This is a genomic window from Bacillus sp. RC240, from assembly GCF_044907945.1.
In the GTDB taxonomy this organism is placed as follows: domain Bacteria; phylum Bacillota; class Bacilli; order Bacillales; family Bacillaceae_G; genus Bacillus_A; species Bacillus_A mycoides.
On record NZ_JBIYCT010000007.1, the window covers coordinates 163496 to 180240 of the forward strand.

Consider the following 16745-nt stretch of genomic DNA (forward strand, 5'->3'; position numbering starts at 1 on the left):
AGCGTTTTATGTAAAAACTTTATACGAACTTCTGAAAGGGGCAACTACATGCAATATGTAATGAGCATTATCGGTATTCTTGTCGTTTTAGGTTTATGCTTTGCTTTGTCAAACAACAAAAGTAAAATCAACTTCCGTGCAATTGCTATTATGATTGGTTTCCAAATTTTAATCGGTTGGTTTATGTTTGGCACAAAAATTGGTCAACAAATTATCATCTTCATTAGTAAAGTTTTCAACAAACTAATTAAACTTGGTACGACAGGTGTCGATTTTCTCTTTAATGGAATTCAAAGAGATTTTGTCTTTTTCTTAAATGTATTATTAATTATCGTATTTTTCTCAGCACTACTTTCTATCTTTAGTTATTTAGGTGTTTTACCATTCATCGTTCGCGTTGTCGGCGGTGCAATTTCAAAAATTACTGGTTTACCACGCGTTGAATCATTCCACGCAGTAAACTCTGTATTCTTCGGTTCAAGTGAAGCGTTAATCGTTATTAAAAACGATTTACAGCATTTTAATAAAAACCGTATGTTTATCATTTGTTGTTCTGCGATGAGCTCAGTTTCTGCTTCTGTTACAGCATCATACGTAATGATGTTAGATGCGAAATATGTACTAGCAGCTCTTCCACTAAACTTATTCTCAAGCTTAATCGTTTGTTCGTTATTAACACCAGTTGATACGAAAAAGGAAGATGAAGTGATTCAAAAATTTGATAGAACTCTATTCGGAGACAGCTTTATCGGCGCAATGATTAACGGTGCGCTTGATGGTTTAAAAGTAGCTGGTATCGTTGCCGCATTAATGATCGCCTTTATCGGTGTTATGGAAGTTGTAAACTACGTAATCAGCGCTGCTTCAGGTGCAATGGGATATGCTGTTACTTTACAACAAATCTTCGGTTATATACTTGCTCCATTCGCATTCTTAATGGGTATCCCAACTCATGATATTATCCCAGCTGGTGGTATTATGGGTACGAAGATTGTATTAAACGAGTTTGTAGCAATCCTTGATTTAAAAGGCGCTGCTGCAACATTAGATCCACGTACAGTTGGAATCGTTACTGTATTCTTAATTAGCTTTGCAAGTATTAGCCAAATTGGTGCAATCGTTGGTACAATCCGTGCCCTTTCTGAAAAGCAAGGAAGCATCGTATCAAAATTCGGTTGGAAAATGCTATTTGCATCAACACTTGCTTCTATTTTATCTGCAACAATCGCTGGATTGTTTATTTAATAAAAAATCACCTTACGCTTTTAAGTAAGGTGATTTTTTTGATTCCTTATGAAATAGAACGGAATTCAATTACTTCCTCTTTACTAATAAGTTTTCCTTCGTGTATACCTTTTACTGAAATATCAATAATGGATTTATCCTCTCCTTCAAGCTTACCCAAAGAAAATATATAAATTAAATTTTCTTCTTTTAGCATCCATTGCTTGCCATGCCAGGGCCCCGTTATCTTTTGTTCCAAAGATGTTTTTTCTTCTCCAACATACTGACATTCTCCAAACGAAGTTTTTACTATATTTTTCTCCGTATCAATTACTATATTTCGAAATAGCTCTAAGTTTTTGCTTGAAACAATTTCTATCTCATGGTTACTTTTTTGTTTAAATTGCAGTTTTCCATCACTTGTATTAGATAAACTACTATTCTCAACGGCGTTCCTAAAAAAGTTATATTCTTCTTCTGTAATACCAAAATTAGGATGATATGGCTTCACCTGTTTATCTATATGCCCCGATATGTAGTTTACATACCACTCTTTATCATTTTTCACATGATCACTCATTTTTTTAGTAATAGCCTCTACTTTTTTACGAGTATCACGATCCATCTCAATCGTCATAATATCCGCCGTCACTTCCGCATTCATAAGATGCGGCGGAATATACTCTTCCACACTATTCGCTTTACTCGTTTCACTTTGACAACCGACTATGAATAGCAATATGAGCAGGATATATACTAATTTTTTATACTTCATCTCTGTTCTCCACTCCGTACATCATTCTTGCTTACATTTATAGCGGTTCTTATTATAGTCCAAAATCCTGATATTTCAATAGAAACTACTCTACATATGCAAAATTACATATTAATAAACCTTTCTCTTACTTTAAAATTAACTTAAATCATTTACAAAAATATACAAATTACAAATGAAAAATGTTATAATTTGCAAAAATATATTGGAGGATATTATGAAAGCCCACGCCCTTTTCGACTTCTTACACTTACTAATTTTAAGCATGAAAAGCTATTATGTATGGGGAATGCCAATCTATGTATTTATTATCCCTCTTATTTTTGTAGTAGGTTATATCATTATCAAATCAAATAAAAAACGAACGAATACCTCTATTCAAAGTCATTAACCTACCCTTCACCTAAAAGTGATATGATGAACAAGGGTATATCCCCACCTCTCTTATAGCGGTGGGGATTTTAATGTAAGTATGCAACATAATACACAATAGAAGGTGATTTCATGAGAAAATACGCAGCGATTGCTTTATGTACGTCTGCCATTCTAGCAGGCTGTAACACAAATAATGCTAGCCCAGAACCTGCAAAAGAGAAAAAGGTACAAGAAGTAAAAAAACAAGCAGAGACTGTACAAACACAAGGTAAAATTTCTTATAATCCACTTACGCACGAATCTACAAACGCAAATATTCATATTACAGACATAAAAGATTCTTTAACCGAAGTACAATATAAAATTTGGCGCACTGCTGATGGAAGGGAAAGTGCTAAATCCTTTTCTTCTAAAGAAAAAAATCAACAATTTACACTTCCCTTTGATATAAAAGAATTTGAAGGAAAACGCGGTGAGTACCAAATTGAAGCAACAGGAACAACAGAGGGCGGAAAAGCTATTCCACTTACGAAATCTACTATTACTTTCGAGCAAAAAGTTCCTGTTCTTATGTACCACGCAATTGATGATTATCATGGACAAGGTATTAAAGATTTATTCGTATCGCCTGCTAACTTTGAAGCACAAATGAAGTATTTAAAAGACAATCGTTATACATTATTAACATTTGAACGCTGGAGCGATATAAATAAAGTAAACAAGCCGATTTTCGTTACATTTGATGACGGTATGAAAAATAATATGAATGCATTTCATGTTTTACAAAAACTAAAAGACGATAAATTTAAACCAGCGGCAACGGAATATATGATTGTTGATAACGTTGATGTAGAAGGAGCTCTTTCTACATCTGAAATAAAAGAAATGGTTGATTCAGGTATTTTTTCTGTACAATCTCACACAGCAACACACGCAGACTTGCCGAAAATTACAAACTATGATGAAGAGTTAAAAGGATCAAAAGAAAAGCTAGAGAAAATAACAGGTAAGCCTGTTATCGCAATTGCTTATCCTTTCGGTCATGTAGATGATAAAGTTGTCGCAGAAACAAAGAAACACTATCAATTTGCAACAACAACGAAGCCTGGACAATTCATTACGAAGGGTGAACCTGATGAGTTGTTAAAAATGAAGCGTGTTCGCATACACCATACAACGACTGTAGAACAATTTGCTTCTTCGATTAAATAACTATTAGAGCTCAATACATTTTGAGCTCTCTTTTTACGTTATATTTATATATATTTTTAGAATTTTCTTGTATTATATATAGTAAGAAATCTTTCAAACTAAAGGAGATTATACATATGTCATTTGAACAAACGTTAGAGAAATATGCTGCCCTTGCAGTCAATGTTGGTGTTAATATTCAACCCGGACAAACTTTATCAATCAGTGCACCTCTTGAGGCTGTACAGTTTGTACGCCTAGTTACAGAAAAAGCATATAAATCTGGTGCAAAACACGTATATGTTGATTGGAATGATGAGACGTTAACACGCTTAAAGTTCGATCTAGCTCCTGAAGAAGCTTTCTCTGAATTCCCTTCTTGGAAAGCACATGCTCGTGAAGAATTAGCAAAAGAAGGCGCTGCATTTATGTCCATCTATGCAGAGAATCCTGATCTATTAAAAGGTGTAGAACCAAAGAAAATTGCAACAGCTCATAAAGTAGCTGGAGAAGCGATGAAAGTATACCGTGATTATGTACAAGCAGATAAAGTAAGCTGGTGCGTAATTTCTGTTCCTACGAAAGAATGGGCTGCAAAAGTATTCCCTGACGTAGCGCCAGAAGAACAAGAAACAAAACTATGGGATGCTATCTTCAAAGCTACTCGTGCTGATTTAGAAAATCCTGTGGAAGCATGGAAAGAACATGATGAAACACTACATACAAAAGTAGATTACTTAAACGAAAAACATTATAAAGCTCTTCACTATACAGGCCCTGGAACAGACTTAACAATCGAACTTCCAGAGAAGCATGTATGGGCTGGTGCTGGTAGCTTAAATGAAAAGAACGTAGCATTTATGGCTAACATTCCAACTGAAGAGGTATTTACAATGCCTCTTAAAACAGGTGTGAACGGCCAAGTATCTAGCACAAAACCGTTAGCATTTGCAGGTAATATTATCGATAACTTTACATTAACATTCGAAAACGGACGTATCGTAGACTATAAAGCTGAATCTGGTGAAGAGGCTTTAAAACATTTAGTAGAAACAGATGAAGGTTCTCACTTCTTAGGCGAAGTAGCTTTAGTACCTCATGATTCACCAATTTCAAACACAAATATTTTATTCTACAATACGCTATTTGATGAAAATGCATCTTGCCACCTTGCAATCGGAAATGCTTATGCATTTAACTTAGTTGGCGGAAAAACAATGTCTAAAGAAGAACTTGCTGAAAATGGCGCAAACGCTAGTATTACACACGAAGACTTCATGATTGGATCAGCTGAGCTTGATATCGACGGCATTACAGCTGATGGAAGACATGAGCCGATCTTCCGTAAAGGTAACTGGGCGTTTTAATAAAAATAAAAGGCTATCTTCCACGCCGGAAGATAGCCTTTTATGATGCCGATGACACTTTCAGTCCAATTACGCCTAAAACAATAAAGAGAATACAAAATGCTTGGAATAAATTAATATGCTCTTTAAAAAAGTACACACTAATGATTGTAATAAGTAGCGTTCCCACACCAGACCAAATTGCATAAGCAATGCTTAAATGAATCTTTTTAACAACGATAGCAAACACGCTGAAACAAATTCCATAGAATACGAAAATAAGTACACTTGGAACAAGCTTTGTTAAACCGTTCGATAACTTCATCGCAATCGTTCCAGCTACTTCAAAAATAATTGTTACGAGTAATAATAGCCAATATACCATACTAGAATCTCCTTCTCTGTTACCTTATAGAGATTCTAGTATACTACTTATAGTCCTAACGAAATATATTTAATTTCTAAATATTCCTCGATACCGAAATGGCCTCCTTCACGGCCGATACCACTTTCTTTAAAGCCACCAAACGGTGCTTGTGCAACTGATGGAAGGCCATCGTTTAAGCCGATAATTCCGTACTCTAACGCTTCACTAATTTGGAATGCTTGGCTAATATCTTTTGTAAAAATATAAGCAGCCAAGCCATACGGTGTATTATTTGCTCGTTCGATTACTTCTTCAACTGTTTTAAATTTCGCAACTGGTGCAACTGGTCCAAATGTTTCTTCATTCATACAAAGCATCGTGTCATTTGCCAATCCAATTACTGTTGGCTGAATGAAATAACCATCTAACTCTGCAAATTTATGGCCACCGTATAAAACTTCTCCGCCCTTTTGAATTGCATCTTCAATATGTTCTTGTACTTTCGAAACTGCATTCGCATCAATAAGTGGCCCTACAGTTGTTCCTTCGCCGAATCCATCTCCAACTTTAAGCTGCTCTACAGCTTTTGTGAACTTCACTGCAAATTCTTCGTACACTTCTTCTTGAACAAAGACGCGGTTTGTACATATACACGTTTGTCCTGCATTACGGAATTTCGAACCAATTACCGCTTCTACCGCCTTATCTAAATCAGCATCATTCATAACAATAAATGGAGCGTGACCACCTAATTCAAGCGAAACCTTTTTCATCGTTTGCGCAGCGCTAGCCATTAATTCTTTCCCAATTTCAGTTGATCCTGTAAAAGAAACTTTTCGAACGCGCTCATCTTCCATCCACGTATCAGCAATTGCTTTTGCACTACCTGTTACAATATTTATTACACCTTTTGGAATGTCTGCTTCATGTGCTAATTCAACTAACTTCAATGCAGTTAATGGCGTTTGACTCGCTGGTTTCACAACTGCCGTACAGCCTGCTGCAAGTGCTGGAGCTACCTTTCTTGTAATCATAGCAGCTGGGAAGTTCCACGGTGTAATAGCTGCCATAACCCCAACTGGTTGCTTCATAACTAAAATACGCTTATCCGGATGAGAAGCAGGAATCATTTCACCGTATATTCTCTTTCCTTCTTCTGCGTACCATTCAACAAAACTATTTGCATAATTCACTTCACCAAGTGCTTCTGCAAACGGCTTCCCTTGTTCTCTCGTCATGATTGCTGCAATTTCTTCTTTATTTTCATCAATGAGCGTGAACCACTTTTTTAACTTTACTGCACGATCCGCTGCCGTTAATTTTGACCATGATTTAAAAGCTTCATGTGCAGCATCAACTGCTTGCTTTGCCTCTGTAATCCCGCCCTTTGGTACAGTTGCAAATACTTCCTTTGTCGCTGGATTATTCACTTCGATTTGTTCTTGCAGTGTAATCCACTCACCATTTATATACATCGCCTTTTTCTCTAAGTTTACGAACGTCGCTTTTTTATCCAATGTTTTCTTCCTCCTCTATATCTTCATTCTCATTAGAATTATTCTTATACTTATCAAACAGCATTCTCATAAAGAAATAACCACCTAAAATCGTCCACCCTAACACCATTAGCCATTCGTACGGCCAAATTAATGCAGCAGGCATCCCTGGCATATACAATAAAATAAAACCAATACTTAATATTACCGCTATACTCCCGACTACTTTTCCATTCTTCACTCGAAACGGTCTAGCCATATTAGGTTCTGTTTTGCGTAACTTTAAAAATGATAAACTAACTAATAAATATGAAACAACAATCCCAAGCCCACCTGCATTTACAATCCATACAAGTGCTGGTCTTCCAAGTAACGGAGCAAAAAATGATAGCATCCCTAGGAACATAATCGCATTAGTAGGTGTTTTATATTTCGGATGTACTTTTCCAAACCAAGCTGGAATCATTTCATTTTTAGCCATCGCATATAACACACGACTACCTCCAATAATAAAAGCATTCCAACTTGTAACAATTCCAGCTAACCCACCAAAGATTAAAATATTCGCAAATATTTTCGATCCAAAAACTGCTCCCATCGCATCAGCAGTTGCCAATTTTGTATTCAGGAGTGCGTTTTGATCTAATGCCATCGAAACTCCAACTGTAATAAGTAGATAGAATACGACCGCACAAACAACAGAGAATATTAAAAGTTTTCCGATTTCTTTAAACGGAAGATTCACTTCCTCCGCTACTTGTGGGATTACATCAAATCCGACAAATAGAAACGGAACCATTATAAGGACAGCCATTACTCCACCTGCACCATTTATAAAAAATGGCTCTAAATTTTTTGTATCTCCGTTGAAACTAGATCCAAAAACGAGCATAATGCCCGTCGCTACAATAAATATTGTAAATATACTTTGAAATACAGCGGCTGTTTTGACACCAAAGTAGTTAATGATTGTAATAAGTAATGCTCCGCCCATTCCAATCATCGCCCACGTCAAGTATACATCCCAGCCTCCTATCGTCCATAAATAAATACTTTGATAATTTGGCAATATATAATCTACCACTGTTGGTAAGGCAACAGCTTCAAAAGTAACAACTGATACATATCCAAGCACCATTGCCCACGATGCGATAAATGCTGATTTTTTCCCAAATGCTTTTTTTACATATAGTAAACCACCGCCTGTTTCCGGCATGGCAGAAGCAAGTTCAGCATATGTTAGTCCAACGAAAATAACAAGTAATCCTCCTATAACGAAAGCAATAACTGCCCCTATAGAACCAGCCGATGTAACCCAATCCCCTGAGAGTACAACCCAACCCCATCCAAGCATAGCGCCTATCGCAAGGAAAAGAACATCAAAACGTGATAGCACTTTTTTAAGTTCCTTCTTCTCCTCCAACTATATAATCCTCCTCTATAAACTTCTTAATTTTCCTAGTAGCAGCAGATTGGCTTATTTTCAAGAATTCTGCGACTTTATAACTGGATCCATGTGTTTTGTATGTTTTTAAGATAATGTTTCGTTCCACTTCTTCTAACATTTTATAGAGACTTTGACCCGATTGCTCCACTGTAGACTCCTGCATCGATATTGGCAAATCTTCTATCGTGACAACATCGTCAGCAGTTATAACAATCCTCTCAATTACATTTTCAATCTCTCTATTATTTCCTTCCCAAGGGTACCCTACAAACATTTGTAACGTACTAGGTGCTAACTTCACATCACGTCCGTACTTTTTATTAAAATGCTGTAAATAATGATAGATGAGCGGCAAAATGTCTTCTGTTCTCTCCCGAAGTGGCGGAATTGAAATTGGAATGACATTCAGACGATAGTATAAATCTTTCCGGAATGTTCCTTGTTTCACCATCGTACTTAAATCTCTATTTGTTGCCGCTACAATTCTAACGTCCACCTTTTTTAATTCTCTTCCGCCTATAGGACGAAACGTTTTTTCTTGCAATACTTGCAAAAGCTTCGCTTGAATTTCAAGCGGCATTTCACCAATTTCATCTAAGAAAAGGGTTCCTTTATGCGCTGATTCTAATAGCCCCTTTTTCCCTTCACGATTTGCACCTGTAAAAGACCCACCTGAATATCCAAAAAGCTCAGATTCGATTAAATTCGTCGGCAATGCCGCACAATTAATTTCATAGAAACTTTCATTCTTCCGGTGACTCACTTCATGCAAATGGCGTACTAATCGGCTTTTCCCCACTCCAGTCTCACCTAATACGAGAACAGTACTATCTACTACAGATACTTTTTTTATTGTTTCGATTATTTTTTGCATAGTGATACTTTTAAAAATAAGTCCTTCGTGTTCATATGTTTCTCTTAATTCTTTTTTATATGTTTTTAACTGATTATCCATTTCCTCTACCTTTTGACGTAATTGATAGAGTTCTGTAAGATCACGAGAATAACTAATCACTCTTCTTAAATTTCCCTCATCATCAAAAACAGGCCTTGTACGAACATGCAAATACTCTCCTGATTTCGTTGTTTGAACAAGTTCAACTGGCCTTTTCTTTTCAATTACTTCTAACGTTGCAGACGGATAAAAAATCCCTTCTTTTTGTAGTTCTTTTACATGCTTTCCTACCAATTCCTTAGCAGAGAGCTGGTAATGTCTTTCACACATGCTATTTACACGTACAACGATTCCTTTATCATCCGTAACAAAAATTTCGTCAAATGCATATTCAAATACATCTTGTAAATCCATCAACACTCGTTCCTTTTCTGCAACCATCCTAGCCACCCCTTACTTTAAATCCATCGATTCACTTCACTACCTTTATTATAAAGTGAATTTTCTGCATTTTATATAGAGTAAGCTAGAATGTTTTCAATTTGTTATTTATACAAATCTATTTATATTTTTCAACACATAATTCGCTGCCTTGAAAAATACAGAATGCCATCGCAACCACACCCTCACTTTGTTTTAGCTTGGCATGGAGCAGGAAAAGGGGCTGATCGATTCTATATATGACCAGATGCTCTCTTCCGCCTAAAAAGAAAAGCTTTATGCCCTTTTTTAAGTTATCCCAATTCTTTAAACACGAGCGATATTTGCTTGCTCATAACAAGCTTGCAATGATTCTTCAATTATTGTTAAACCTTCCTCAAGTTGCTCATCTGTAATCACTAATGGCATTAAAACACGAATAACATTTCCATATGTTCCTGCTGATAGTAGAAGTAATCCATGCTTATTTGCTTCTGCACATAAATTAGACGCTAGTGTTTTATCAGGCGCTTTCGTCTTGCGATCTTGAACGAGCTCGAATGCACACATTGCCCCTAAGCCACGCACATCACCGATGCAATTATATTTGTTTTTCATCTCTTGGAATCGGTTCATTACGACTTTCCCTACTTCTATCGCTCTATCATTTAATTTCTCTTTTTCTATTACATCAAGCACAGCTAATGCAGCCGCACATCCTAGTGGGCTTCCTGCATATGTTCCGCCCAGTTCTCCCGGTGCAGACTCATTCATAATTTCTTTACGCCCAATCACGCCGCTTATCGGTACACCAGCACCTAATGATTTAGATACCGTAATTAAGTCTGGAACGACATCATAATGATCAATTGCAAAGTATTTTCCGGTACGACTAAAGCCTGTTTGAATTTCATCAGCTACAAATAAAATACCGTGCTCTGAACAAATGCTGCGTACTTCTTGAACGAATTTCTTACTTGGAACGATAAATCCGCCTTCCCCTTGAACAGGTTCCATTACAACAGCTGCAATTGTTTCTGGTGCTACTTCTGATATGAAGAAGTTCTTAAACTCTTCAATGATAAAGTCATCATACTGCTCTTCTGTTAACCCTTCTGGGCGACGGTATTCATATGGGAATGGCGCTTTATATACTTCTGGAGCAAATGGGCCAAATCCAAATTTATATGGTTTTACTTTACTTGTCATCGTCATTGTCATTAATGTACGCCCATGAAATCCTTTAGAAAATGCGATAATTCCAGGTCTCTTCGTATATTTACGAGCAATCTTCACTGCATTTTCAACCGCTTCTGCCCCACTATTTAAAAACAGCACTTGTTTATCGAAATTACCTGGTGCTAATGCGGCAAGCTTTTCCGCTAATTCAATATACGGCTCATACATCATCACATTAAATCCAGTATGAATATATTGATCTACTTGTTTATGAAGCGCTTCTTTAACAGCTGGATGACAGTGTCCTACATTAATTGTCCCAATTGCTCCTGCGAAATCAATGTAATGATTTCCATCCACATCTGTTACGAGTGCACCATTTGCAGACTGTACAAATGTTGGAATACCATTACTTACTCCTTTTGGTACTATATTTTGGCGGCGTTCTAATAAAGACGCTGCTTTCGGTCCTGGAATTTGTTCATTTACCTTAGCAAATTTTTTTGTGTTCATTGTGTACCCCATCCTTTTCTATACAATGTTTTCTCTTTATATTGCAAGATGTATGCCAACTTCCTCTTTCTAGTATTCATCCCATTCTCTTACTATCTTGGCATAAAAAAATAAGTCTATAAGGACTCATATAGAGTCCTTATAGACTTATCCATTTATACATTAGACTTTCCTTCTTCCCAAATAAACTCACCTGAATGAGAAATTAAATCTTCAACAGATTGTAATACTAAATCTGCAAGTGGTTCTAACGTTTGACGATCACCCGTACCAGATAGTACGCCAATCGCATAACAGTCGCCACCATTTTTCGCTAAATGTAAATCCGTCGGTGTATCCCCGACGACTGCTACTTCACATGTCTCTAAATTAAATCTCTCACAAAACGATTCTACAATTTTTTTATCTGGCTTCTGTGCTGGAAATGTATCTGAAGCTATAACACAATCAAAAAAAGCTTCCAATTGATATTGCTTTAAAAATAATTCTGTCGGCGCGAAATCATCAGCTGTAACGACACCTAGAATAAACCCTCTATCCTTTAACGCTTGTAAAACTTTCGGTAAATCTGCCGTCATTCTCATATGTGAACGATGCTCGTACATAAGAGCAAACAACTTTTCACTCACCCATTGATGCATCTCTTCTTCTCTAGATGATGCAACATACTTACAAAGCCCCTTGGCCACATCAAGACTTGTTCCAGCAGCGAGCGCACTACGCGGATGAACAAATGCTCCATCTACGCCAATCTCTTTTAATAAAGCCTGCTGCATTGACTGTGGGAGTTGATATAATTTTATACATTCAGCGACAAGCTCTTCAGCTACTTTTATCCAAATTGAATGAAAATCCATTAATGTCCCATCTTTATCAAATAGTATTGCTTTTACCTTCTCCATAGCATCCTACCTCTCATTTCTTATCTCTTCCAGTGTATCAATAAAATATGGATATAAAATAAACGGATTGTAAAAATACCATAAAAATCAAACTAACTTACAATTTACAATTCATCTGCACATAGAGAAACTTTAATCAGTGGGGGAATCTTATTGCTCGCAAATAGTGAGGTGAAAGCAAAAAAAAGGATGCCTTTACAGGGCATCCTCTTGATGTTCAGGAACAAATAGTTCCAGACAATGATATATATTTTCAAATTCCATTGGTGCATCTCCGCCATATTCACCATCTAAGTTGATCATTAATTTATCAGGTGAATGCACTTTAATACGATTCGCTTGTGTATATAGTACTTTCGGATTGTTAATATGTTCCCCACGCTGCGCTTGTGTTGCTGCTTTAATTAAATCAGCGATAGAACCTTTTTTCAGTACTAATAAATCAAATAATCCATCGTTAATAGATGCATATGGTGCTACTTTTTCGAATCCACCAACTGAACGAGTATTCGTAATTAAAAACATCGTAATTTCTTCTTGTAGCAGTTTCCCATCATACTCAATTTCAACATATGTTGGATGTAATGATGGTAACATTTCGATTCCTTTTAAATAGTAAGCAAGTTGGCCTAATACCGTTTTTAGCTTGCTTGGTACTTCATATGTTAATTCTGTAATACGGCCGCCACCAGCGATATTAATGAAATATGTATCATTCGCTCTACCAAGATCTAACGGTACCGTTGTTCCTTCACAAATAATATCCGCAGCCTCTTCAATAACACGAGGTACACCGATCGCACGCGCAAAATCATTTGTCGTTCCAACTGGAATAATTCCAAACTTTGGACGATGCTCATGTCCTACTAAACCGTTCACTACTTCATTTAATGTACCATCACCACCAGCTGCGATAACAACATCAAACTTACGATCCGCAGCTTGCCTCGCTGCCACAGTCGCATCTCCAGGACCAGTTGTCGCATGACAAGACGCTTCATATCCAGCTTGTTCTAATTTTTGTAATACTTCTGGTAAGCTCTTCTTAAATAGCTCGCGCCCAGAAGTAGGATTATAAATAATTCTTGCTCGCTTCATCATTTATTAGCACAGGAAATTCCTTATTCATTGAAAAACGAATACACCGAACCCTTATTCAGTATCCCTATGCTTACCTCCTCTCATCTTCCTATCCTTCTTTAATTCCGCTCAAACAGGCAGTAAGAACCCGATTCGTGTAGCCCATCAAAAGTAACTATTCACTCCTGATAGTTTTGCTTTATTTAACCAAGAAATTTATCCCGCTATTTGCGGGCAGTAAAACTCCCACCTCAAAATTCGGCTGGGGCAAAGAAGTTATGTGGGAGTCGGGCTGCCCGTAAATGCCCGATGTTTCACTTTATGTCTATCCATTCTCTCACATCAATTTACATATAATGAATAATAATTATCTATTATTTCATGAGATGAAAAAACTCTCTATGTCTAGATTTATCATTATTCCCACCTTTTTGCAACTATCATACCATAGTTGCTATACAAACATTTTTTCACTTTTGACAGTTAATCAAACGTTTGTTTAAATTATTTTTCACCATTTAAACAAACGTTTGATTAACTCAGAAAAAACACCCAAATACGGGTGTTTTTTCTGTTTAATCTTTAAGAATCTATACTATTTTAGCGTTCAAAAATAAGAATTCTTCTCTTTTTTTAGCGCTTATTAATCTCTTCAAGTAAGATTTTATTAACAAGCGGTGGATTTGCTTGTCCTTTTGTAGCTTTCATAATTTGACCAACTAAGAAGCCAATTGCACGGTCTTTACCGTTTTTAAAGTCTTCAATAGATTGCTCATTATTATCAAGAATTTCTGTTACAACCTTACGAAGTGTTCCTTCGTCAGAAATTTGAACCAGACCTTTCGCTTTAACGATTTCGTCTGGGTCTCCACCTTTTTCAATTAATTCATTAAATACTTTCTTCGCGATTTTAGAAGAAATTGTACCTTTTTCAATTAATTGAACCATTTTAGCTAAACCAGCTGGCGTTAATGCAACGTCTTTTAATTCTTTTTGTTGTTTGTTTAAGTATGCAAGTACTTCACCCATTAACCAGTTTGATGTTAATTTCGCATCAGCACCGTCTGCAACTGTTGCTTCAAAGAAATCAGACATCTCTTTCGTTAATGTCAATACATGCGCATCATAAGCTGGTAAGCCAACTTCTTCAACATAGCGAGCTTTACGTGCATCTGGAAGTTCTGGAATAGAAGCACGAATTTCTTCTTTCCACTCATCGTCGATGTAAAGTTCAACTAAGTCTGGCTCTGGGAAGTAACGGTAATCGTCAGATCCTTCTTTTATACGCATTAAGATCGTTTTCTTCGTTGCTTCATCATAACGACGTGTTTCTTGTTGGATGATACCACCAGATAATAATTCTTTTTCTTGGCGCACTTGCTCATGCTCAAGACCTTTTTGCACGTAAGTGAAAGAGTTTAAGTTTTTCAGTTCTGCTTTTGTACCGAACTTCTCTTGTCCAACTGGACGAAGTGAAATATTCGCATCACAACGAAGAGAACCTTCTTCCATCTTACAATCAGATACACCTGTATATTGAATGATTGATTTTAACTTCTCTAAGTACGCATATGCTTCTTCTGGAGTACGCATATCTGGCTCAGATACGATCTCGATTAAAGGCATACCTTGACGGTTGTAGTCTACTAATGAACCGTCAGCTGCATGCGTTGATTTACCAGCATCTTCTTCTAAATGAAGACGTGTAATACCGATACGTTTCTTTTTACCGTCTACTTCGATTTCAATCCAACCATTTTCACCAATTGGCTTATCAAATTGAGAGATTTGGTAAGCTTTCGGATTATCTGGGTAGAAATAGTTTTTACGGTCGAACTTCGTTTCCGTTGCGATTTCACAGTTTAATGCCATTGCGGCTTTCATTGCAAAGTTAACTGCTTCCTTATTTAAAGTAGGAAGTACCCCTGGGTATCCTAAGTCAATTACACTTGTTTGTGTATTTGGCTCCGCTCCGAATTCTGTTGGACTCGCAGAGAAAATTTTCGAATTTGTTTTTAACTCAACGTGAACCTCTAACCCAATAATTGTTTCTAAATTCATCTATGCTCGCCTCCTTACAGACTTGCTTTTTTTGTATGATAGTCTGTTGCTTGCTCAAACGCATGTGCAACGCGGTAAATCGTCGTTTCATCGAAGTGTTTACCAATGATTTGTAGACCAAGTGGCATGTTGTTAGCACCGAATCCACATGGAACAGAAATCGCTGGAACACCCGCTAAGTTTACTGGAATTGTTAAAATGTCATTTGCATACATTGTCATTGGATCGTCCACTTTTTCGCCTACTTTAAATGCTGGAGTTGGCGTTGTTGGTCCAATAATAACATCGTAGTTAGCAAATACATTTTCAAAGTCATTTTTAATTAATGTACGTACTTGTTGTGCTTTTTTGTAATATGCATCATAGTAACCAGAGCTAAGAGCAAATGTACCAAGCATAATACGACGTTTTACTTCATCACCGAAACCTTCGCTACGTGTGTTTTTGTAAAGATCTAATAAGTTATTTACATTATCAGAACGAACACCGTAACGTACGCCATCAAAGCGTGAAAGGTTCGCAGATGCTTCAGAAGAAGATAATAAGTAATACGTTGCTAGAGCGTATTTAGAGTGTGGAAGAGATACTTCCTCCCAAGTTGCGCCCATACCTTCTAACACTTTTAAAGCAGCTAGCACTGACTCACGAGCTTCTTCGCCAACACCTTCGCCTAAGTATTCTTTCGGTACAGCAATACGTAAACCTTTAACATCGCCTGTTAAACCAGCTAAGTAGTTTCCTACTTCAACGTTTGCAGAAGTTGCATCCATACGGTCAATACCTGAAATAGCTTGTAATAAGTATGCATTGTCTTCTACTGTACGTGTAATCGGTCCGATTTGGTCAAGTGAAGATGCGAATGCTACTAATCCGTAACGAGATACGCGTCCGTAAGTTGGTTTTAAACCTACAACGCCGCAATATGCAGCTGGCTGACGGATAGAACCACCCGTATCAGAACCTAGAGAGAATAATACTTCTCCTGCTGCTACTGCTGCTGCAGAACCACCACTAGATCCGCCTGGAACGTAATCTAAGTTCCATGGATTTTTTGTAGCGTAGAAGCCTGAGTTTTCATTTGAAGAACCCATTGCGAACTCGTCCATATTTAATTTACCAATTGTAACTGTGTCAGCAGCTTTTAGCTTTTGTACAACTGTCGCATCGTAAATTGGATCGAAGTTTGCTAATATTTTGCTCGCACAAGTTGTACGAAGACCGTTAGTTACAATGTTATCTTTTACACCAATTGGCATACCGAATAATAAACCATTATCCTCAGCACCAATCTTTGCATCTAATTCTTTCGCTTTCGCGCGTGCATTTTCTTCATCTAATGTAAGAAAAGCTTTTACGTTATCTTCAACATCCGAAATACGTTTGTAAGATTCTTCTACTAAATCCGTAACGGAAATTTCTTTGTTGTTTAACTTCTTATGTAACTCTGATACAGAATGATCAAATAATGACATCG

Annotated in this window: 14 protein-coding genes; 4 read left to right on the top strand and 10 right to left on the bottom strand. The window is 36.9% G+C overall.

Translation table 11 applies throughout. The annotated features are described in order from the left end of the window. Positions 1–48 precede the first annotated feature (48 nt). Positions 49–1245 carry a NupC/NupG family nucleoside CNT transporter gene (locus ABH955_RS21435; RefSeq protein ID WP_002063580.1) on the top strand — a complete coding sequence of 399 codons (1197 nt, stop codon included), beginning with the start codon at positions 49–51 and terminating at the stop codon, positions 1243–1245. Positions 1246–1291: 46 nt separating this feature from the next. Here the strand turns inward: ABH955_RS21435 and ABH955_RS21440 are convergent, their stop codons facing one another. Then, positions 1292–1999, bottom strand: a complete 708-nt coding sequence (locus ABH955_RS21440) for a hypothetical protein (protein WP_404457559.1) — start codon at positions 1997–1999, stop codon at positions 1292–1294. A gap of 217 nt (positions 2000–2216) precedes the next feature. On the opposite strand from ABH955_RS21440, the gene ABH955_RS21445 reads away from it, so the two are divergent. The 3 genes from ABH955_RS21445 (at position 2217) to ABH955_RS21455 (ending at position 4932) form a co-directional block, all read left to right on the top strand. Then, positions 2217–2390 carry a hypothetical protein gene (locus ABH955_RS21445; protein WP_404491646.1) on the top strand — a complete coding sequence of 58 codons (174 nt, stop codon included), beginning with the start codon at positions 2217–2219 and terminating at the stop codon, positions 2388–2390. A 113-nt stretch (positions 2391–2503) separates the two neighbouring features. Then, positions 2504–3586: a polysaccharide deacetylase family protein gene (locus ABH955_RS21450; RefSeq protein ID WP_377954386.1), complete on the top strand. Its 1083-nt coding sequence runs from the start codon at positions 2504–2506 to the stop codon at positions 3584–3586. 116 nt (positions 3587–3702) lie between these two features. Further along, complete coding sequence (locus tag ABH955_RS21455) at positions 3703–4932, top strand: aminopeptidase (RefSeq protein WP_002010058.1); 1230 nt, start codon at positions 3703–3705, stop codon at positions 4930–4932. A 40-nt stretch (positions 4933–4972) separates the two neighbouring features. On the opposite strand, the gene ABH955_RS21460 is transcribed toward ABH955_RS21455, so the two are convergent. The 9 genes from ABH955_RS21460 to gatA form a co-directional block, all read right to left on the bottom strand. Further along, on the bottom strand, positions 4973–5296 hold the full coding sequence (locus ABH955_RS21460; protein ID WP_000263259.1) for a DMT family transporter: 324 nt from the start codon (positions 5294–5296) through the stop codon (positions 4973–4975). Positions 5297–5343: 47 nt separating this feature from the next. Next, positions 5344–6795, bottom strand: coding sequence for an NADP-dependent succinate-semialdehyde dehydrogenase (gene gabD / locus ABH955_RS21465; protein WP_404457550.1), 1452 nt, complete (start codon positions 6793–6795; stop codon positions 5344–5346). Next, positions 6788–8197 carry an APC family permease gene (locus ABH955_RS21470; protein ID WP_071735241.1) on the bottom strand — a complete coding sequence of 470 codons (1410 nt, stop codon included), beginning with the start codon at positions 8195–8197 and terminating at the stop codon, positions 6788–6790. The genes gabD and ABH955_RS21470 overlap by 8 nt, the downstream gene beginning before the upstream one ends. After that, positions 8175–9557 carry a sigma-54 interaction domain-containing protein gene (locus tag ABH955_RS21475; RefSeq protein WP_404457547.1) on the bottom strand — a complete coding sequence of 461 codons (1383 nt, stop codon included), beginning with the start codon at positions 9555–9557 and terminating at the stop codon, positions 8175–8177. The genes ABH955_RS21470 and ABH955_RS21475 overlap by 23 nt, the downstream gene beginning before the upstream one ends. A gap of 306 nt (positions 9558–9863) precedes the next feature. Beyond that, on the bottom strand, positions 9864–11228 hold the full coding sequence (gene gabT / locus ABH955_RS21480; RefSeq protein ID WP_404491647.1) for a 4-aminobutyrate--2-oxoglutarate transaminase: 1365 nt from the start codon (positions 11226–11228) through the stop codon (positions 9864–9866). 155 nt (positions 11229–11383) lie between these two features. Continuing rightward, positions 11384–12130, bottom strand: a complete 747-nt coding sequence (locus tag ABH955_RS21485) for an HAD family hydrolase (RefSeq protein ID WP_404446955.1) — start codon at positions 12128–12130, stop codon at positions 11384–11386. A gap of 195 nt (positions 12131–12325) precedes the next feature. Beyond that, entirely contained in the window at positions 12326–13231 is a 906-nt protein-coding gene (locus tag ABH955_RS21490) for a diacylglycerol kinase (protein ID WP_002010051.1), read from the bottom strand. Between the two features lie 612 nt (positions 13232–13843). Beyond that, positions 13844–15271 (bottom strand): Asp-tRNA(Asn)/Glu-tRNA(Gln) amidotransferase subunit GatB, encoded by a 1428-nt coding sequence (gene gatB, locus ABH955_RS21495; RefSeq protein ID WP_002063571.1) that lies wholly within the window; start codon positions 15269–15271, stop codon positions 13844–13846. A 14-nt stretch (positions 15272–15285) separates the two neighbouring features. Beyond that, positions 15286–16743, bottom strand: a complete 1458-nt coding sequence (gatA, locus tag ABH955_RS21500) for an Asp-tRNA(Asn)/Glu-tRNA(Gln) amidotransferase subunit GatA (protein WP_002010048.1) — start codon at positions 16741–16743, stop codon at positions 15286–15288. Positions 16744–16745 lie beyond the last annotated feature (2 nt).

What these genes read in the sequence shown, in the direction of transcription:
- ABH955_RS21435 (WP_002063580.1), top strand. Translation starts at nt 49, where the DNA reads ATGCAATATGTAATGAGCATTATCGGTATTCTTGTCGTTTTAGGTTTA.
- ABH955_RS21440 (WP_404457559.1), bottom strand. Translation starts at nt 1,999, where the DNA reads ATGAAGTATAAAAAATTAGTATATATCCTGCTCATATTGCTATTCATA.
- ABH955_RS21445 (WP_404491646.1), top strand. Translation starts at nt 2,217, where the DNA reads ATGAAAGCCCACGCCCTTTTCGACTTCTTACACTTACTAATTTTAAGC.
- ABH955_RS21450 (WP_377954386.1), top strand. Translation starts at nt 2,504, where the DNA reads ATGAGAAAATACGCAGCGATTGCTTTATGTACGTCTGCCATTCTAGCA.
- ABH955_RS21455 (WP_002010058.1), top strand. Translation starts at nt 3,703, where the DNA reads ATGTCATTTGAACAAACGTTAGAGAAATATGCTGCCCTTGCAGTCAAT.
- ABH955_RS21460 (WP_000263259.1), bottom strand. Translation starts at nt 5,296, where the DNA reads ATGGTATATTGGCTATTATTACTCGTAACAATTATTTTTGAAGTAGCT.
- ABH955_RS21475 (WP_404457547.1), bottom strand. Translation starts at nt 9,557, where the DNA reads ATGGTTGCAGAAAAGGAACGAGTGTTGATGGATTTACAAGATGTATTT.
- gabT (WP_404491647.1), bottom strand. Translation starts at nt 11,228, where the DNA reads ATGAACACAAAAAAATTTGCTAAGGTAAATGAACAAATTCCAGGACCG.
- ABH955_RS21485 (WP_404446955.1), bottom strand. Translation starts at nt 12,130, where the DNA reads ATGGAGAAGGTAAAAGCAATACTATTTGATAAAGATGGGACATTAATG.
- ABH955_RS21490 (WP_002010051.1), bottom strand. Translation starts at nt 13,231, where the DNA reads ATGATGAAGCGAGCAAGAATTATTTATAATCCTACTTCTGGGCGCGAG.
- gatB (WP_002063571.1), bottom strand. Translation starts at nt 15,271, where the DNA reads ATGAATTTAGAAACAATTATTGGGTTAGAGGTTCACGTTGAGTTAAAA.
- gatA (WP_002010048.1), bottom strand. Translation starts at nt 16,743, where the DNA reads ATGTCATTATTTGATCATTCTGTATCAGAGTTACATAAGAAGTTAAAC.